The organism is Methylobacterium sp. CM6246 (assembly GCF_054818005.1).
The window spans coordinates 2,254,873-2,272,486 of the sequence record NZ_JBTXKY010000001.1; the positions used below are offsets into that span (position 1 = coordinate 2,254,873).

Consider the following 17,614-nt stretch of genomic DNA (forward strand, 5'->3'; position numbering starts at 1 on the left):
ATCAAGAATCCGGCCGGATGCCTTTTGTTTGCCCGGTCGCATTTTTCGAAGTCGAATACCGCGACGTGGTCGAGGCACGATAGCTACAAGTGAGCGTTTGGCCTGAAGATTATTGCGATGTAGAGTTTTTAATTCGCAAATTTAATCAACAAACTCGGGCTTATGCGAGTTTTTAACCAAAACATCCTGCGGGTTGATGCAACCGGCAGCCAGCATGATGACGATGGAAGTCTGAAAGCCCATCAACCCACCGTATCCGCAATATACCGCCCCAACGCCGCCGCGGCCCGCAGCATGTGGGCCCGCATCCGCCGAGCCGCCAATTCCCCATCCCCCTCGGCGATAGCCGCGAGAATCTCGCCGTGTTCGTCCCGTGAACGGCGGATCCGGTCGCCGTGGCGGAGCTGGGTCCGGCGGAAGGCGGCCAGGCGCTCGCGGATCGCCAGGGCCTGTTCGGCCATGAAGCTGTTGTGGGTCGCCGCGTAGAGCGATTCGTGGAAGGCGCGGTTGAGCCGGTCGTAGGCGTCGACGTCGCCGGCTTCCACGGCGGCGGCGGAATCCTCCTGCAGGTCCATCAGCCGGCCGCGCTCCAGCGGCGTCATCCGGTAGGTTGCGAGCCGGGCGCACATCGCCTCGATCTCCGCGGTGGTCTCGAACATGTCGGCGATGCGCTCCGGCGTCAGCCGGGCCACCACCACGCCCCGGCGCGGGCGGACCTCCACCAGTCCGGAGGCCGCGAGCTGGCGCAGGGCCTCCCGGACCGGTGTGCGCGAGGCGCCGTAGCGCTGCGCGAGGTTCTGTTCGTCGAGCGCCGTGCCGGCCGGGATCTCACCGGACGTGATCGCGTCGGTGAGCGCGTTGCGGATCCGGTCGGAGAGAAGCCCGCTGTCGATCTTCTGGAACTCGCCGTGCATCACTTCGTCCCGCGCCCCCGCGGTTGGTCAACCGACCAGAGCCCGCACCGTCAAGTAGAAGATCGAGGGACCGACGAGGCAGCCGATCCCGGTATGGAAGGTCGCGGTGAGCGCCCCGTACGGGACTAGCTTCGGGTCCGTCGCCGCGAGCCCGCCCGCGACCCCGCTCACCGTCCCCATCAGGCCGCCATAGGCCATAGCCGACCGTGGGTTGTCGAGGCCGATCAGCTTAGCAACCAATGGTGTTCCGACCATCACCATCACAGCCTTGGTCACCCCGGTGGCGATGGAGAGCGCCATGACGGTGGAATCCGCTCCGATCGCCGCCCCGGTCACCGGGCCGACGATGTAGGTGATCGCTCCCGCCCCGATGGTCGTGATCGAGACCGCGTCGTGGTAGCCGAACGCCACCGCGGTGAGCGTGCCGACCAGGAACGGGATGATCGTGCCGAGCGCCAGCGCCAGCACGCCGACCAGCCCGGCCCGGCGCGCCTCGATCACGTCGACCTCGAACGCGGTGGCCACGATTGCGAAGTCGCGCAGCATCGCGCCGCCCATCAGGCCGATCCCGGCCAGCGCCGGGATGTCGGCGACGCCCTTCTTCCCGCCGGTGTAGAGCCCGCCGACATAGGCGAGCCCCAGCCCCAGCACGATCGCGATGGCCGAGCCGTGAACGCGGCCCCGCGTGAAGCGTTTGGCCGCCAGGTTGGAGACCAGGATCAAGGCGCCCACCACCGCGAAGGCCGCCACCAGGCTCTGCTCGATGAAGACGTGCTCGATTCCGTTCCAGATCCAATGTCCGAGGTCGTTGTCCATCGCGTGTTCCATGGCGCTCACCCCTGTTTCCCAGTCGGCACCGGATCGGCCTCGCCGCCGATCACGGAGCCGCCGTACTCGACCTCCGGGCTGCCAGGATCGCGCCGGCCGATCCGGCTCAGCAGCGCCACCGCGCCGAAGCACAGGACCAGGGAGCCGGTGGCCGCGATGATCACGATCGGGCCGCCGCTCACCGCCGCGACCACGTTCTGCTGGGCCGCCATGGCGACAACGATCGGGATGTACATGCCGGCCCAGAACTCGACGCCGAACTGCACGCCCTTGGTCAGGCCGCCCCGGCAGGACAGCCAGAGCCGGGCGACGATCAGCAGGATCATGGCGATGCCGACGCCGCCGACATTGGCCTTCACCCCCAGCGCGATGCCGAGGAGATCGCCGAGATACACGCCGACCAGCGTGCACGCGGCGAGGAGGGCAACACCCAGGACGATCATCGGCCTTGCCCTCCCGCGGCGGTGCTTGCGGCGCGCGGCAGCGCCCGTCTCGACGCGCTCGGCATGCTGCGTTCCCTCCCGAATCGCCTGCTGTCTTGTTGGGATAAATATGCAGGATGTTGACAGATCGGCAATCCCGTATACGGAACCGTGACTAGAACGTGCTAGAAAATGCCTGACCAGCGCTTTATCTCGGTCACTGCATACACAAGGGGAACGCGCGGATGACCCAGTGGCGCGGCGAACGAGAGGCGCGCGACGCACGCATCGCGGCGGGGCGCGCCCATGCCGACGGCAAGGTCGTGCCGGCCGGCTCCGTGGTCGATCTGCTGGAGGCGGTGCTGCGCCCCGGCGACAGGGTCTGCCTGGAGGGCGACAACCAGAAGCAGGCGGATTGCCTGGCCCGGGGGCTTGCGGCCTGCGACGCGGGCAAGGTCCACGACCTGCACATGGTCCAGTCGGGCATCGTGCTGCCGGAGCATCTCGACGTGTTCGAGACCGGCATCGCCAAGCGGCTCGACTACTCGTATTCCGGCCCGCAGGGCGCGCGCATCGCCAAGATGCTCTACGGCGGCCAGATCCAGCTCGGCGCGGTGCACACCTATCTCGAGCTGTTCGCCCGCTACTTCGTGGACCTCACGCCCCACGTCGCGCTGATCGCCGGCGTCTCGGCGGACCGAGACGGCAACCTCTATACCGGGCCCAACACCGAGGACACGCCCACCGTCGTGGAGGCCACCGCCTTCAAGAACGGCGTCGTCATCGCCCAGGTGAATCAGATCGTCGACAAGGTCCCGCGGGTCGACATCCCGGGCGACCGAATCGACTTCGTGGTCGAGGCCGACACGCCGTTCTACGTCGAGCCGCTGTTCACCCGCGATCCTGCGGCGATGACCGAGACCCAGATCCTGATCGCCATGATGGCGATCAAGGGGATCTATGCGGAATACGGCATCCGAAGGCTCAACCATGGGATCGGCTTCGGCACGGCCGCAATCGAGCTGCTGCTGCCGACCTACGGTGAGAAGCTGGGCCTGAAGGGGAAGATCTGCACCCATTGGGCGCTTAATCCGCACCCGACGCTGATTCCGGCGATCGAATCCGGCTGGGTCCAACAGGTCCACTGCTTCGGCTCGGAAGTCGGCATGGATCGCTACATCCGCGCGCGGCCGGATATCTTCTTCACCGGGGCCGATGGCTCCCTGCGCTCGAACCGGGCCTTCTGCCAGACCGCCGGCCTCTACGCCTGCGATATGTTCATTGGCGCGACCCTCCAGATCGACCTGATGGGCCATTCGTCGACGATCACGCAGTCGCGGGTGGCCGGCTTCGGTGGCGCGCCCAACATGGGCTCGGATCCGCATGGCCGCCGCCACCCGTCCGATGCCTGGATGAAGGCCGGGCGCGAAGGTCAGGTCGTCGGCGATCCGGCGCTGATGCGCGGGCGCAAGCTGGTGGTGCAGCTGGTCGAGACCTTCGGGGAGAAGCTGGTGCCGACCTTCGTCGAGAAGCTCGACGCCCTGGAGCTGGCCAAAAAGATTGGGCTCGAGCTGGCCCCGGTGATGATCTACGCGGACGACGTCACCCACATCGTCACCGAGGAGGGCATCGCCAACCTCCTCCTGTGCCGGGACGCCGACGAGCGCGAGCAGGCGATCCGCGGGGTCGCGGGCTACACCGAGGTCGGCCGCGGCCGGGACCGGGCCAAGGTCGAGGAGCTGCGCGCCCGCGGGGTGATCCGCCGGCCGGAGGATCTCGGCATCGAGCCCCTCGACGCCGACCGCGCGCTGCTCGCGGCCAAGTCGATCAAGGATCTCGTGCACTGGTCGGGGGGCCTCTACGAGCCGCCCGCGAAGTTCCGGAACTGGTAGGGTCGATCCCGATCTTTCCCTCCCCCTTGCGGGGAGGGGTCGCGGGTGGGGGCGGTGCAGGACCAAGCGGCCCGGTACCCCCTCAACCACCCCCACCTTCATATCCTCCCCGCCACGGGGCGGAGAGGCGCACGCGAGGAACAGTCGGATGGAATCCCTGACCTTCCGCCACACTACCAGAAAGCCGCTGCCCGGCTCGGTCTCGAACGCCATCACGGGCGTGGTGGCGTCGGGCAACCTGGAGATCCTGCTGGAGCGGGTGCTTCCGCCGGATGCCTGCGAAGTCGCGATCGAGACGCCGATCGCCGGCTACGGCGCGGTCTGGGAGGCGGTGGTGGCGGATTTCGTCGCACGCGCCCAGCCCGGGGGCCTGCGCATCAGCATCAATGACGGCGGCGCCCGTCCCGACACCGTATCGTTGCGCCTGCTCCAGGGCGCCCGGCTGATGGAGGCCTGACCATGGCTGGCGCACGTGCCGCGAGCACCAACCCGGACGCCCTGAGCTGGTACGAGGCCACCGCCCGCCAGCGCGTGGTGGCGCTGGCCGATCCCGGCAGCGTTGAGGAGTTCCTGCCCCCGACCGAGCGGCGCATGAGCCCGCACCTGCCGCTGTTCGACCTGCCGCGGGCCTTCGACGACGGTATCGTGGTCGGCCGCGCCGCGCTCGACGGCAAGCCGGTGCTCGTCGCCGCCCAGGAGGGCCGGTTCATGGGCGGCGCCTTCGGGGAGATCCATGGGGCGAAGCTCGTCGGGCTCCTGCGCGCCGCGCTCACCCTGAAGCCGGCGGCCGTGCTGATCCTGTTCGACACCGGCGGCGTCCGGCTGCAGGAGGCCAATGCCGGCGAGACCGCCATCGCCGAGACCATGCGGGCGATCGTCGACGTCCGGGCGGCAGGCATCCCGGTCATCGGGCTGATCGGCGGCCGCGCCGGCTGCTACGGCGGCGGCGGCCTGATCGCCGGCACCTGCTCCCGGCTCGCCGTCTCGGAGGGCGGCCGGATCTCGGTCTCGGGCCCCGAGGTGATCGAGACCAACAAGGGCGCCGAGGAGTTCGATTCCCGCGACCGGGCCCTGGTCTGGCGGACCATGGGCGGCAAGCACCGGCGGCTGATCGGCGGGGCCGACGCGTTCTGCGCCGACTCCGTATCGGCCTTCCGGCGGGCGGCGCTCGACCTGATCGGCCGGGCGCCGACCTTCGATCTCGCGACGCTGGAGGCCGAGCAGGCCCGGCTCGAATCCCGGATCGCGCGCTTCGGCGATTGCCGGGACGCCACCGAAATCTGGGCTCGGCTCGGCGTCAACGATCCGGAGGCGGTACCCGCCATGGACACGCGCGCCTTCGACGAGACCGTATACCGGGTGGGGGAGGCCGACCATGACGCTCGCTGAGATCCTGGCCGGGCTCTTTCCGCAGGGCCATTCCGTCACTGTGCGCGACGGCCTCGTGACCGGCAGCGGCCCGTTCGCGGGGGAAACGATCCACGTCGTCGGAATCGACGGCGATACGCCGCTCGGGGTCGATGGCGCGCTGGTCCTGTCGCGGGCCGTGCTCGATGTCGTGCGGGCCGGCGACAAGGCGCCGATCCTGGTGGTGGTCGATTCCGACAGCCAGCGCATGAGCCGGCGCGACGAGTTGCTGGGGCTCAACGAGTGCCTGGCCCATCTCGCCAAGGCGCTGCTGCTCGCCGACCGCTCCGGCCACCCGACCATCGGGCTGATCTACGGCCACTCCGCCGCCGGCGCGTTCATCGCCACCGCGCTGGCGACCCGGGTGCTCGCCGCGCTGCCGGGCGCCAACCCGAGCGTGATGGATCTACCCTCCGTGGCGAAGGTGACCAAGCTCCCGCTGGACAAGCTTCACGAGATGGCGAAGTCGACCCCGGTCTTCGCCCCGGGGCTCGACAACATGGTGGCCGCCGGCGCGGTCCACGTGGTGCTCGATCCGGCCCGGCCGCTCGACGCCCAGATCCGCGACCTGATCGCCACCCAGACACCCGGCGACAATCGCGACCGCCTCGGCGCGGAACGCGGCGGTCGGCCGGTGGCGCAGGAGATCGCGGAGGCGGTGATCGCGCAGGCCCGGCGCGGGTAGCGCGAGGCCGAGTGAACGCGGTGGGATGCTTACGTGCCGATCGGGCGTAGCAGAATAAACCGCCTCGTCTTTCCGGGGCGCTGCAGGCGAGCCCGGAACCCAGATCCGCCGACGACGCCAGATCTTGATCGGTTCGCGTCTATGGATCCCGGGCTCCACTGCGCGGCCCCCAGATGACGAAGTGGCTGCTCCGCCGTTCGTCACGTTACAGGAGTGGGCGGACATCGGGTCTCCGACACGTTCACCTGAGACCTCAAAACGAGGTCGAGGATGGCACAGATCCACAGAGCGCACATCGAACCACGCCCGCCTCGCATTTTCACCCGGCAGGACCTCGTCCGCGTCGATCCCGAAGCCTGGTCATCCTGGCTCGGCACCCGCGCCGACCTCGCCGGTGTGCCGCACCTCGCCGTCTGGGCCGGGGCGGGGCGTCCGCTGATCGTCCGCCGCCGGGTCCCGGGGGAGGGCGCCGGGACGGTCCCCCTCGGGCTGCCGCTGCCGCCCGCCGACGGCAAGCGCCGGATCGGCCTTGCCCTGCCGGCCGAACGCCTGACCCGCCTGGACAGCCCGAGCCTCGTCGAGGTGGCTCCCCATGCGCCTCCCGCCTGGCACGGGACCATCGCGGCCGTGGTGGCGCTCGGTGACCGTTACGGCGTGACACCGCGGCCGTTCGGTGGTCTCCTGTGGCAGGCGGTCACCGGCTTGACGTATCTGAGTCCCGCCTCCGACCTCGACCTGCTCTGGCCCTGCCCGGGGCCGGTACCGGCCGGCCTGCTCGACCGGCTCGCTGCCATCGCGGACAACGCCCCGATGCGTCTCGACGGCGAGATCCTGCTGCCGGACGGGACCGGCCTGCACTGGCGCGAGTTGCGCGACGCGCCCGAGGGCGGCACCGTGCTGGCCAAGGGCCTCGACGGGCTCGCCATGTGGCCTGTCGCCCCCCTGCGCTCCCGGGAGACCGCATGAGTGTCGCGATCCTGCTCTCCGGCCAGGGCGGCCAGCATCCGGGGATGTTCGACCTCACCGCCGGCCATCCTGCGGCGCAGGCCGTCTTCGCTGCCGCCGCGCCGCTGCTGGGCGGCACCGACCCGCGCGACCTCGCCCGCAGCGGCGGCGACGCGCTCCACGGCAACCGGACGGGCCAGATCCTGTGCTGCGTCGCCGCGCTCGCCGCCTGGCGCGGGCTGGCTTTGTCCGGCCGCGCCATCGTGGCCGGCTACAGCATCGGCGATCTCGCCGCCTGGGGCGTCGCCGGTCGGATCGTCGACGCCGACGTCCTGGCGCTGGCCGCCCGGCGCGCAGAGGCCATGGATTCCGCCTCCGGGGAGGGGTTCGGGCTCGCCGGGATCCGGGGCCTCCGGCTCGACGCACTCGAAGCCCTGGCCGGGCGTCACGCATGCTACCTCGCCATCCGCAACGCCTCGGACAGCGGCGTCGTGGGGGGGCGATGCGATGCGCTCGAAGTCCTGTGCCGGGACGCCATCGGGGCCGGCGCGCAGCGGGCGGTGGTGCTGCCGGTTCACACGCCCTCGCACACGCCGCTGCTGGCCGAGGCCAGCGATGCGTTCCGCGGCGCGCTCGATGCCGTCACCCTGCACCGCCCGCAGGCCGGTGCCCCGCGCCTCGTCAGCGGGCTCGACGGGGCGACGATGTTCCGGCCCGAGGACGGCCTCGACAAGCTGGCACGCCAGATCTCCCTTACCATCGACTGGGCAGCCTGCCTCGAAGCCGCCCGGGAATACGGCGCCGACCGGGTCATCGAACTCGGCCCCGGCCGCGCGCTGGCCACGATGGCGCGGTCGGCCCTGCCTGACGCCCGGGTCCACGCGCTGGAGGAATTCCGGTCCCTTGGTGGCGTCACCGCCTGGCTGACCCAACCCTAGGGCGAAGTGGCTTACCCGCGAAGAATTCGGCCGCCCATGCGCACTTCTTCGCATACACTGAGTCATGTGGCTGGCCGACGCGCCAGCCCACGAAGACTATGCGCAGTGTGGCCTCACCTTGACGCGAAGGCCGGACCGGTCGTAGCAGCCGGGCAGCAACGGGACGGGACGGTTTCATGACAGCCAAGCGCGCGCTGATCACGGGGATTACGGGCCAGGACGGCGCGTATCTGGCGCAGCTGCTGCTGCACAAGGGCTACACGGTCGCCGGCATCGTACGCCGCTCCAGCCATGCCGGGGTGTTCGACCACCGGTTGAAGTGGCTCGGCATCCTGGGCGATGTCGAACTCGTGGACGGCAACCTGCTGGACCAGTCCGCGCTGCTGCGGATCGTCCAGAGCACCAAGCCGGACGAGATCTACAACCTCGCCGCCCAGTCCTTCGTCACCTCGTCATGGCAACAGCCGCTGCTCACCGGCCAGGTGACCGGTCTCGGCGCCGTGCATATGCTCGAATGCCTGCGCTCGGTGGCGCCGAATGCGCGCTATTACCAGGCCTCGACCTCTGAAATGTTCGGGCTGATCCAGGAAGAGCGCCAGAGCGAGACGACGCCGTTCTACCCGCGCTCGCCCTACGGCGTGGCCAAGCTCTACGCGCACTGGATGACCATCAACTACCGCGAGAGCTTCGGGCTGCACGCCTCGAACGGCATCCTGTTCAACCACGAGAGCCCGCTGCGCGGCGTCGAGTTCGTCACCCGCAAGGTCACCGACGCGGTGGCCCGGATCAAGCTCGGCATGCAGAAGGAGCTGCGGCTGGGCAACATCGACGCCAAGCGCGACTGGGGCCACGCCCGCGACTACGTCGAGGCGATGTGGCTGATGCTGCAGCAGGAAAAGCCCGACGACTACGTCATCGCCACCGGCCGGACCACCACGGTGCGGGACATGTGCGTGATCGCGTTCAAGCATGTCGGCCTGAACATCGACGACCACCTGATCATCGACCCGGCGTTCTTCCGGCCGGCGGAGGTCGAGGTGCTGCTGGGCAACCCGGCCAAAGCCAAGGCCGTGTTCGGCTGGGAGGCGCAGACCAGCCTCGAGTCGTTGATCACTGAGATGGTCGAGGCTGACATCAAGCGCCTCAGCGCCAACGCGTAGGGCGCAGCGAGCCTCGTCACCGACTGCGTTCCCGCCCATAACACGCGCCTCAACCGCGTGAGAGGCGCGCCGTGAAAACCTACCAGCTCTACATCGACGGCCAGGACGTCGATCCGATTGACGGCTCGTGGTTCGAGTCCGTGGACCCCTACCGGGGTGAGTCTTGGGCCCGCATACCCCGCGCGTCCAAGGCCGATGTCGACAAGGCGGTGGCGGCGGCCAAGCGCGCCATGTGGGAGGGGCCCTGGGCCACCATGACCGCCTCGGCCCGGGGCAAGGTCCTGCGCCGGATCGGCGATCTCGTGGAGCGCGATGCGAAGGCGCTCGCCGAGGTCGAGGTCCGCGACAACGGCAAGCTGTTCGCCGAGATGTACGGGCAGACCCGCTACCAGCCCGAATGGTGGTGGTATTACGCGGGCCTCGCCGACAAGGTCGAAGGCGCCCAGGTGCCGATCGACAAACCCGAGACGTTCGCGTTCACCCGGCACGAGCCGGTGGGCGTCGTCGGGGCGCTCACCGCCTGGAACTCGCCACTGCTGTTCGTCGCCTGGAAATGCGCACCGGCGCTCGCGGCCGGCTGCGCCGTCGTGGTCAAGCCGTCTGAATTCGCCTCCGCGAGCACGCTGGAATTCGCCCGGCTGACTAAGGAGGCCGGGCTCCCGGACGGGTTGTTCAACGTCGTCACCGGCTACGGCGGCGAGGCCGGCAGCGCCATCGTCGAGCACCCGGATGTCGCCAAGATCACCTTCACCGGCTCAGATATCACCGGCGCGAAGGTCTACGAGGCGGCCGCGCGCCAGATCAAGCGGGTCTCCCTCGAACTCGGCGGCAAATCGCCCAACATCGTCTTCGCCGATGCCGACCTTAAAGCCGCGGCTGCCGGGGCGATCTCGGGCATCTTCGCTGCCACTGGACAGACCTGCATCGCCGGCTCGCGGTTGCTCGTTCAGAACAGCATCCGCGAGGCATTCGTCGAGCGACTGGTGGATCTTGCCCGCACCGCCCGGCTCGGCGATCCCATGCAGCCGGACACCAACATCGGGCCGATTACCACGCCGCCCCAGTATGCGAAGGTGCTGGATTACATCGCGCTCGCCAAGAGCGAGGGTGCGCGCTGCGTGTTCGGCGGCAACCCAGCCTCCGGTCCCGGCGTGATCGGTGGTCAGTTCGTCGAGCCGACGATCTTCACGGGCGTCACCAACGACATGCGCATCGCACAGGAGGAGGTGTTCGGCCCGGTCCTGTCGATCATTGGCTTCGAGGACGAGGCCGAGGCGCTGCGCCTCGGCAACGACGTGATCTACGGATTGGCGGCTGGCGTCTGGACACAGGATATCGGCCGTGCCCTGCGCATGTCGAAGGGCCTGCGCGCCGGAACGGTCTGGGTGAACACCTACCGCGCCGTCAGCTACATGATGCCATTCGGCGGCATGAAGCGCTCCGGCATCGGCCGTGAAAGCGGCATCGAGTCCATCCGCGAGTACCTGGAGACCAAGAGCGTCTGGATCTCGACGAGCCGCGACGCGCCAGAAAATCCGTTCGTCATGCGATAGGGGCAAAGCCGCGCCGCGCGACATCATCCCCGGCGCGGCAGGTCCTGTCCCAGCGCGCTGGCAAATTTCCTATTTCGAAAAATGCGTGGTCGACATCCGGTCCGTCACGAGCTCGAACGGAACCCAGTCATATTGCTGCACGGGCTCGTGCCGGACCAGCTTGAGGGCGTCGTTCACCGCCTTGCGCGCCTGTAGGCCGGCGTCCTGATAGACGGTCACGGCCATACGCTTGTGCTGCATCGCCCGGAGGCCGTCGGGTGTCGCATCGACGCCGCCGATCAGGATTCGATCCGTGGGGATCCCGGCTGCGTCCACCGCGTCGGCGGCTCCAATCGCCATCTCGTCGTTGTTGGCGACGATGGCATCGGGCGCCGTCCCGTTCGCCAGCCATCCGGCCACGAGCGCTGCGGCCTTCTTGCGGTCCCAATCCGCGGCGCCTTCGGCGACGATGCTGATCCCCGGGAAGGCCGCGGCGACTTCCCTGACGCCCTGCGTGCGGAGTGCGGAAGCTGTATGGCTCGGCGGACCCTGGATGATCGCGACGCGACCTTTGCCGTCCAGCATCTGGGCGAGCTTTCTCATCTGCAACCGTCCGGCGACGAGATCATTGGACAGGACGAACGCCACGCGCCCGGCAAACCAATCCTCCCGGGGGCCGTTATTGGCGTAGACGAGGGGGATGTCGGCGTCCTGGGGCAAGCGCGTGATCGTCGCGTTCGTCGTCGTATCGGCAGGCAGGACCACGAGGGCATCGACCTTGGCGGAGATGAATTGCCGGACCTGCTCGACCTGCTTCTCACCCTCGCCCTGAGGCGCGTAGGCGAAGCGCACGGAGAGATCCGGCAGGCTCTTGGCATAGCTTTGGATGCCGTCCCGGAGGAGCGCGGTGAACCCGCTCGGCTCAGCCATCGCCACGCCGTTTGCGGCCGACGCGGCCGGTGTCGGCAGGCTCGCCAAGACGACCATGAACGCCGCCGGCCACCAGCCCCGCACCCGTTCGAATCCAAAGGCCGGATCGCCAGTAGACATCCAAAGAACCGCCGGCACGCCACCGAGTATTCGGGAGATGGGCCATCCGCAGAGCGTTCCGATCATGGTCCTTGCACCTGCCTGGAGCGCGCGCCGCCGAGATCCGCTCCGGTCCGGCATCAGCGCGCGAAGAATCGACGGGTTCGAGGCGACGCCGACGGCGCCGCGATCGAGCCGGCGGTATCGATGGTGTATCGGCTTGGCAGAGTGTCGCCGGCCCGATGGGATCGTCACGTCAGGCCGCCCGGATGCTTTTCAGGAACCGCTGAACCTCGTCGCCCAGGCGTTCCGCGTCGCGCGACAGGGTGCTCGCCGAGACGAGCATCTGGTCGGCGGCCGCGCCGGTATGCTCCGCCGCACCGGCGACCGTGGTGATGTTCGCCGTCACCTCGCCCGTGCCGTTGGCTGCCTGCGAGATGTTGAGCACGATCTCCTGCGTTGCCGCGCCCTGCTGTTCGACGGCCGCGGCGATCGAGGCAGCTGTCCCGCTCATATCGCGGACCCGCGTGGCAATCCCCTCGATCGCGGCGACGGCATCGGAGGTGGATGCCTTGATGACCGAAACATGGCTGGCAATATCGTCGGTCGCGCGCCTGGCCTCGCCCGCGAGTTGCTTGACCTCGGCGGCAACCACTGCGAACCCGCGACCGGCATCACCGGCGCGGGCCGCCTCGATCGCGGCGTTCAGGGCAAGCAGGTTGGTCTGCGCCGCGATCTTGGCGATCAGCTTGACCACGTCGCCGATCCGGTCCGCTGCGCCGCTGAGAACCTGCACGAACGCGATGGTCTGGGAGGCCTCCGTGGCGGCGCCATCGGCCATGGCGGCGGACAGTTCAGCCTGACGCCCCACCTCCTGGACCGAGGCACCGAGTTCGTCTGCGGCGGCAGCGATCATCCGCACGTTGGATTCGGCTTGTTCGGCGGCCGCGGCCACTGTGGTCGACTGGCTCGCCGTCTGGCCGGCCGTCGTGCTCATCTGGCGCGCTGTCCCCTGGAACTGCAAAACCGCAGCGGTGACGGTGCCGACAATCTCGCCCACCGTCTCCTCGAAGCGCTCCGCCATGTCGTGCAGGACGAACTTGCGCTCCTGGTCTGCCTCAACGCGGATCCGGGTGGCCTCGTCTTCCAGCGACTTGGCGTGAAGCATGTTCTCCTTGAACACCTGCACGGCACCGGTCTCATCGGCCCGATCGCCGTCCGGGATCGCCACGGTGAGATCGTTCTCGGCGAGCCGCGCCATGACCCGAGTCATCGTCGCGATCGGCGCGGCCACACGACGGACGATGAACCAGCTGATGGCCAGGGTCAGGAGTGCCGCGACGGCCAACGCAACGATGACCGCGAGGCGCGACGTGGCGCCGACCGCATCGGCCTCCGCCATTTGCTCGAGGGCCCGCGCCTGCCGGTGGACCAGGACGGAATCCACCGACTGGGTGAACGCCACGGCATCCGCCTGGAATGACTCGGCGAACACCGTATCGGCGAGTTCGCGCTCACCGGCCCGATCCAACGCGGTCGCTTCGGCCTCCACGGCGAGGAAGTGTTGCCAGGCCTCGCGCAATCGATGCGCCAGAATGCGCTCGTCTGCGCCCATAACGGTGGGGGCATAGGCACTCCAGGCGGCGGAGAACGCCTCCTGGGCCTTGCCGGCCTCATCGAGGTAACGGCGCCGCTCCGTGTCCGACCGGGCATTGTGGCCTAGGACGCCCAGGGCGCGCAGCTCCTGGCTGAGCGCCTTCATCCGTCCGAGGATCGTGACCGCTTCGATCTCGCCGGAGACGGATCGACTCACTGTGTTGATCATACCGATCCGAACGACAGAAAACAATCCTATTACTGTGGATATAACGAACAGAGCTACCGAAGAGCCAATGATGATCGATCGTATATTGATTGCAGAGGCTTTTCTTTTTCGCTGTAATGCGACGTCCATTTGGAATTACCCGGGATAAACGATCATTAATTGTTAGCATATTTTTCTTGTTCATTCAACTTATAGCCACAAAGGTTTTTATTTATCAGTATTAATTGATCGCTGAGTCGTTGATAGAACGGATTATAACAAATTATATACTAATATAGACTCATCTTAATGAATGAAAAACAGATATATGCCCGAATTTACTCAGCTGAAGATCTTCATCCAATACGTGATGCGGAGTGTTGCAGGGCCCGGTGAATCGCCGGGACTCGCCGGGCGACCCTGCCCAATCGTTTGCCTCGTTGGTATGATCCAACATTCTTGACTGGAGCGCACTACTCTTGACCGCCGCACGGCGTCAACCTAAGCTACAGTCAAGGGGTCGGACGTTAGAATGGGACGACTCAGCAGAGCCTATTGCAGGTAGACGACGAACATTTCGGCTACAGCGCGGACCGCATAATCCGCCGGAGTTTCGCCCTGCCAAACCGGAAAAGCTTCGATGAGCCCTCGTCCATCGAGGATACTTGCGACCTCTTCGGGCATTAGACCTTCGTTGAGCGCACTCGCTAGGGCAGCGCACCCGTGCGCATGATAGTGCGGCCAAGTGATGCCCGCCCGCAGCTCTGCGAAGGCAAGACTTAGCGTTAAAGCACCACTACCGAATGTCGCGAAATGCTGGTTGCTGAGCGTATTCATAGTGTATCATCTCTCAGGTAATATGGTGGTTCGTCCTCTGCTCGATGAGCCGACAACACCGCACAGAATACGACTGTCCTAGGATGACCTTTTTCGATCGGACGACCATTTTTCCTCCCGACGGCAACGAATCCAATCGCTTAGTAGGATGAGGAAGATTAACACACAGATTTGAAAATGTACTCCCAAAGATCAAACTCCAGGCAACATCAAATCCATGCTTGATCGCCACTTGGGAGAACGGATTAGTTTCGGACGGGATCGCTAATACCCCATCCGACATACAAGTGGTGAAAGGCTAGTGCACTGACGTGGTCAGAGGATTCACGCAGGGGGTGATGCATGCGAGTCTGGGCGATGGCTCAGACCGTCTGCGTGCTCCTCGACGACGCCACCAAGTTGGCGTTGTCCACGATCGCCGGAGACCGATCCCGCCCGCTCAAGCACATCCTGCGGGCGCGCATCGTCCTGCTCTCGTTCGAACGCTTGAGCGTGCAGGACGTGGCTCGGCAGGCCGGCGTCAGCCGGCCCGCAGTCTGGCGCTGGCAGCAGCGCTTTGCCGAGGAGGGCGTCGAGGGCCTGCTGCGGGACAAGACCCGCCCACCCGGCACCCCGCCGCATTCCACCCGCACCGTGGCGACGGTGCTGGCGCTGACGTGTTCGGAACCGCCGGACGAGGTCACGCACTGGACCGGCCGCGCCGTCGCTGCGCGGACCGGCATCTCACTCCGCTCCGTGCAGCGGATCTGGCAGGAGCACCGCCTGCAACCGCATCGGGTGCGGACCTTCAAGCACTCCCACGACCCGGCCTTCGCCGAGAAGGTCGAGGATGTGGTCGGTCTCTATATGCAACCGCCCGCCCACGCCGTCGTGCTGTCCATCGACGGTCCTTCGACACGCTCAGGATGAGGAGTCCCAGATCCAGGCCCTGGAGCGAACCCGTCCCGACCAGCCGCTCGGGCCCGGGCATCCCGCCGCTCAGACGCACGACGACACCCGCCACGGCACCACGACCTTGTTTGCCGCCCTCGACGTCCTGGAAGGCACGGTGCTCGGCCGCTGCATGCAGCGCCATCGCCACGGTGAGGTCATCCGTTTCCTCAACACCGTCGAGGCGGCAGTCCCAGCGGGCAAGGCGATCCACGTGGTGCTCGACAACTACGGCAGCCACAAGCACCCGAAGGTGCGCGCCTGGCTCACCCGCCACCCGCGATGGACGTTCCACGTCACACCGACTTCGGCTTCCTGGCTCAATGCCGTCGAGGGCTTCTTCTCCACGCTGACGCGCCGTCGCCTCCGGCGAGGCACCTTCACCGGCATCGTCGACCTGCAGGCCGCCATCAAACGCTACATCGGTGAGCACAACCAAAGCCCACGACCCTTCGTCTGGACCAAGCCCGCCGCCGCCATCTTCGACGCCCTCAATCGAGCCCCTGAACCATCCGTCTGAGTCAGTGCACTAGGCCAGCCAGGAACGAGCGCGGTGGACGATGGGGATACCGCCTGGAATGATTTGAACGTGTCCCTTGCAACTCGCTGCAGCACATGGCGTCAACCGGCCCAATGAATGCATTTTTCACTTCGTGTCAGATGACTATATTCAAAACTAAAGTAACCATAAACTGATTTTTATTACAATCGAATTAATAAACATTCAAGCAAATTAATCACTTATTATTTACAATCATGGGTGATACTCAATATTTTACAATAATCGAGATCTCAAAAACTTGTCTAGAAGTAAAGTTTCATTGACGACAGACTTTCTTGCCGCGGCTGCTTCTTTAGTTGAAATTCGTTGATACTGCCCAAAATCTCGTCGATCTGCAGCTTTAAGTGCCGCAATCACCAGTCTGGGCTATAGACCGCGCTATAAGATGAATGATTGGCACCCCAAGCTGGATCGACCATCTTATTTAGCGCTTTTCTTGCAATTTCTACACGTTGTTGACGTTCTTCATGGGGAAATTCTGGGCATCCAAGAACGCCGATACATGCCGATAGACAGGCTCGATACTGTCCTGTATTAAAAGCTATCACAGAAAACTTATCCATCAATCCATAATTATACATCCAATGCTGCACAAAAAGTCCTTCCGTTGGCGGCGATAGTCCAAGCCCCGATTCTGCATAATGGTACGCTTCGACGTAGCGCTGTTTATCCTGGCAATATCGACTGACGTAATACATCGCCTCGACTCGGCGAGGATTGATCGCGATAGCTTTATCGAAGCACGCAATAACTTCATCAAATGGATCGCCAAGATTGTCCATCAACAGGGCGGCACCCAGATAACTGATGTAGATTTCTTCCTCCCAAAAGCCCATTGTCGTACGATGGAGGTAGGCCTGCAGGGCCTTGCGTTTTTCGCCGCAATCGCGATAACTATTTGCGAGATAGTACGTGTAGCGCGATAATAGAAATGGGTCTTTTTCGATTTTGAGAGCTTTTTCAAACAGCTCAGCGTCACGTACATACGTGCTCTCATCGCGACGCCGCGCGCCATCGTGACCCCGCCGCATTGCGAGCGGCAACGTGTCAGTCCAGACCAGTTCTTTACATTCTGCAAACTCGTGCAGGACGCCCCGATAACGCCAAGGAAACGCGTTTTTGAACAGCTGCGTCCGTGGGTACCGCATAGTGGTGTCATGAATTTGTAGGGTGTACCCGGGAGCATCGAGATTTGGCAGTTTGTAGTCGGCTGGAATGGTCATTCCGCCTTGGGCGGTGATCAGTTCATCGTCGGCATCGATGACGAGCGTGTAATCGCCGTGTGGTCGAGCGAGTTCAAGCGCCTCGGTGCGGTTGTGACCAAAGTCGACCCATGGACGCTCCAGCAAGGTGCCCGGCACATCGGACATGGCGGTACGAATGATGTCCTGGGTTCCATCGGTTGAACCGGTATCTACAATTACCCAATGATCAATAACGGCACGTACAGAGTCGAGACAGCGCAGGATAACCCGAGCTTCGTTCTTGACAATCATTGACAAGCACACTTTTTGACCAGAAGAAGTCATCGTGGAGATACTTTCCGGCGAAGTGATACGCCGCTTCCGTTGGTGGTGATTCCAGTTTGTACCGCGACGATGCGACATTCGCAAAGCGGTGGCGCCCTGGTACGCTGGAAGCTAACTGAGATCCGCCGGATATTTTTACCTGATTAAACGGATAGATATTGTAATATATAAATTGATACATTGTAACATTCATAATTTAA

The 17,614-nt window shown here is 65.4% G+C and carries 15 protein-coding genes and 1 pseudogene; 9 read left to right on the forward strand and 7 right to left on the reverse strand.

Annotation, left to right across the window (positions count from 1 at the left end; genetic code table 11):
- Positions 1-242: 242 nt before the first annotated feature.
- Genes ACYQPG_RS11140 through madL form a run of 3 tightly spaced genes read right to left on the reverse strand, consistent with a single transcriptional unit; the run spans position 243 to position 2,185 of the window.
- Positions 243-914, reverse strand: a complete 672-nt coding sequence (locus tag ACYQPG_RS11140; protein ID WP_419829421.1) for a GntR family transcriptional regulator — start codon at positions 912-914, stop codon at positions 243-245.
- A gap of 27 nt (positions 915-941) precedes the next feature.
- Positions 942-1,742 (reverse strand): malonate transporter subunit MadM, encoded by an 801-nt coding sequence (gene madM / locus ACYQPG_RS11145; RefSeq protein ID WP_461232454.1) that lies wholly within the window; start codon positions 1,740-1,742, stop codon positions 942-944.
- A 5-nt stretch (positions 1,743-1,747) separates the two neighbouring features.
- Positions 1,748-2,185 carry a malonate transporter subunit MadL gene (gene madL / locus ACYQPG_RS11150; protein ID WP_461230931.1) on the reverse strand — a complete coding sequence of 146 codons (438 nt, stop codon included), beginning with the start codon at positions 2,183-2,185 and terminating at the stop codon, positions 1,748-1,750.
- Between the two features lie 224 nt (positions 2,186-2,409).
- On the opposite strand from madL, the gene mdcA reads away from it, so the two are divergent.
- The 8 genes from mdcA (at position 2,410) to ACYQPG_RS11190 (ending at position 10,744) form a co-directional block, all read left to right on the forward strand.
- Positions 2,410-4,056, forward strand: a complete 1,647-nt coding sequence (gene mdcA / locus ACYQPG_RS11155) for a malonate decarboxylase subunit alpha (RefSeq protein WP_147910127.1) — start codon at positions 2,410-2,412, stop codon at positions 4,054-4,056.
- Positions 4,057-4,204: 148 nt separating this feature from the next.
- The gene (gene mdcC / locus ACYQPG_RS11160; protein ID WP_147910524.1) at positions 4,205-4,513 is read left to right on the forward strand and encodes a malonate decarboxylase acyl carrier protein; all 309 of its coding nucleotides are present in this window, start codon (positions 4,205-4,207) and stop codon (positions 4,511-4,513) included.
- 2 nt (positions 4,514-4,515) lie between these two features.
- Complete coding sequence (locus ACYQPG_RS11165) at positions 4,516-5,445, forward strand: biotin-independent malonate decarboxylase subunit beta (RefSeq protein WP_461230932.1); 930 nt, start codon at positions 4,516-4,518, stop codon at positions 5,443-5,445.
- The gene (mdcE, locus tag ACYQPG_RS11170) at positions 5,432-6,148 is read left to right on the forward strand and encodes a biotin-independent malonate decarboxylase subunit gamma (protein WP_461230933.1); all 717 of its coding nucleotides are present in this window, start codon (positions 5,432-5,434) and stop codon (positions 6,146-6,148) included. Before ACYQPG_RS11165 ends, mdcE begins: the two co-directional genes overlap by 14 nt.
- 270 nt (positions 6,149-6,418) lie before the next feature.
- On the forward strand, positions 6,419-7,114 hold the full coding sequence (gene mdcG, locus ACYQPG_RS11175; RefSeq protein ID WP_461230934.1) for a malonate decarboxylase holo-[acyl-carrier-protein] synthase: 696 nt from the start codon (positions 6,419-6,421) through the stop codon (positions 7,112-7,114).
- Complete coding sequence (locus ACYQPG_RS11180) at positions 7,111-8,031, forward strand: acyltransferase domain-containing protein (protein WP_461230935.1); 921 nt, start codon at positions 7,111-7,113, stop codon at positions 8,029-8,031. The genes mdcG and ACYQPG_RS11180 overlap by 4 nt, the downstream gene beginning before the upstream one ends.
- 176 nt (positions 8,032-8,207) lie before the next feature.
- Positions 8,208-9,191 carry a GDP-mannose 4,6-dehydratase gene (gmd, locus tag ACYQPG_RS11185; RefSeq protein WP_461230936.1) on the forward strand — a complete coding sequence of 328 codons (984 nt, stop codon included), beginning with the start codon at positions 8,208-8,210 and terminating at the stop codon, positions 9,189-9,191.
- A gap of 71 nt (positions 9,192-9,262) precedes the next feature.
- Positions 9,263-10,744, forward strand: a complete 1,482-nt coding sequence (locus ACYQPG_RS11190) for an aldehyde dehydrogenase (RefSeq protein WP_461230937.1) — start codon at positions 9,263-9,265, stop codon at positions 10,742-10,744.
- Between the two features lie 69 nt (positions 10,745-10,813).
- Here ACYQPG_RS11190 and ACYQPG_RS11195 read toward each other — a convergent pair whose 3' ends face one another.
- The 3 genes from ACYQPG_RS11195 to ACYQPG_RS11205 all read right to left on the reverse strand — a co-directional run bounded on the left by ACYQPG_RS11195 (position 10,814) and on the right by ACYQPG_RS11205 (position 14,393).
- The gene (locus tag ACYQPG_RS11195; RefSeq protein WP_461230938.1) at positions 10,814-11,773 is read right to left on the reverse strand and encodes a substrate-binding domain-containing protein; all 960 of its coding nucleotides are present in this window, start codon (positions 11,771-11,773) and stop codon (positions 10,814-10,816) included.
- 235 nt (positions 11,774-12,008) lie between these two features.
- Complete coding sequence (locus tag ACYQPG_RS11200; RefSeq protein ID WP_461230939.1) at positions 12,009-13,706, reverse strand: methyl-accepting chemotaxis protein; 1,698 nt, start codon at positions 13,704-13,706, stop codon at positions 12,009-12,011.
- A 402-nt stretch (positions 13,707-14,108) separates the two neighbouring features.
- Positions 14,109-14,393, reverse strand: a complete 285-nt coding sequence (locus ACYQPG_RS11205) for a cupin domain-containing protein (protein WP_147910533.1) — start codon at positions 14,391-14,393, stop codon at positions 14,109-14,111.
- Positions 14,394-14,750: 357 nt separating this feature from the next.
- Between ACYQPG_RS11205 and ACYQPG_RS11210 the strand changes: the two are divergent.
- Positions 14,751-15,843, forward strand: a pseudogene (locus tag ACYQPG_RS11210) (IS630 family transposase).
- 395 nt (positions 15,844-16,238) lie between these two features.
- On the opposite strand, the gene ACYQPG_RS11215 reads toward ACYQPG_RS11210, so the two are convergent.
- On the reverse strand, positions 16,239-17,414 hold the full coding sequence (locus tag ACYQPG_RS11215; protein ID WP_461230940.1) for a glycosyltransferase: 1,176 nt from the start codon (positions 17,412-17,414) through the stop codon (positions 16,239-16,241).
- Positions 17,415-17,614 lie beyond the last annotated feature (200 nt).

Excerpts from the sequence above, each read along its gene's own strand:
- ACYQPG_RS11200 (WP_461230939.1), bottom strand. The coding sequence starts at position 13,706 with ATGGACGTCGCATTACAGCGAAAAAGAAAAGCCTCTGCAATCAATATA.
- ACYQPG_RS11140 (WP_419829421.1), bottom strand. The coding sequence starts at position 914 with ATGCACGGCGAGTTCCAGAAGATCGACAGCGGGCTTCTCTCCGACCGG.
- mdcG (WP_461230934.1), top strand. The coding sequence starts at position 6,419 with ATGGCACAGATCCACAGAGCGCACATCGAACCACGCCCGCCTCGCATT.
- mdcC (WP_147910524.1), top strand. The coding sequence starts at position 4,205 with ATGGAATCCCTGACCTTCCGCCACACTACCAGAAAGCCGCTGCCCGGC.
- gmd (WP_461230936.1), top strand. The coding sequence starts at position 8,208 with ATGACAGCCAAGCGCGCGCTGATCACGGGGATTACGGGCCAGGACGGC.
- madM (WP_461232454.1), bottom strand. The coding sequence starts at position 1,742 with ATGGAACACGCGATGGACAACGACCTCGGACATTGGATCTGGAACGGA.
- ACYQPG_RS11180 (WP_461230935.1), top strand. The coding sequence starts at position 7,111 with ATGAGTGTCGCGATCCTGCTCTCCGGCCAGGGCGGCCAGCATCCGGGG.
- ACYQPG_RS11195 (WP_461230938.1), bottom strand. The coding sequence starts at position 11,773 with ATGTCTACTGGCGATCCGGCCTTTGGATTCGAACGGGTGCGGGGCTGG.
- madL (WP_461230931.1), bottom strand. The coding sequence starts at position 2,185 with ATGATCGTCCTGGGTGTTGCCCTCCTCGCCGCGTGCACGCTGGTCGGC.
- ACYQPG_RS11165 (WP_461230932.1), top strand. The coding sequence starts at position 4,516 with ATGGCTGGCGCACGTGCCGCGAGCACCAACCCGGACGCCCTGAGCTGG.
- mdcA (WP_147910127.1), top strand. The coding sequence starts at position 2,410 with ATGACCCAGTGGCGCGGCGAACGAGAGGCGCGCGACGCACGCATCGCG.
- ACYQPG_RS11205 (WP_147910533.1), bottom strand. The coding sequence starts at position 14,393 with ATGAATACGCTCAGCAACCAGCATTTCGCGACATTCGGTAGTGGTGCT.
- mdcE (WP_461230933.1), top strand. The coding sequence starts at position 5,432 with ATGACGCTCGCTGAGATCCTGGCCGGGCTCTTTCCGCAGGGCCATTCC.
- ACYQPG_RS11215 (WP_461230940.1), bottom strand. The coding sequence starts at position 17,414 with ATGACTTCTTCTGGTCAAAAAGTGTGCTTGTCAATGATTGTCAAGAAC.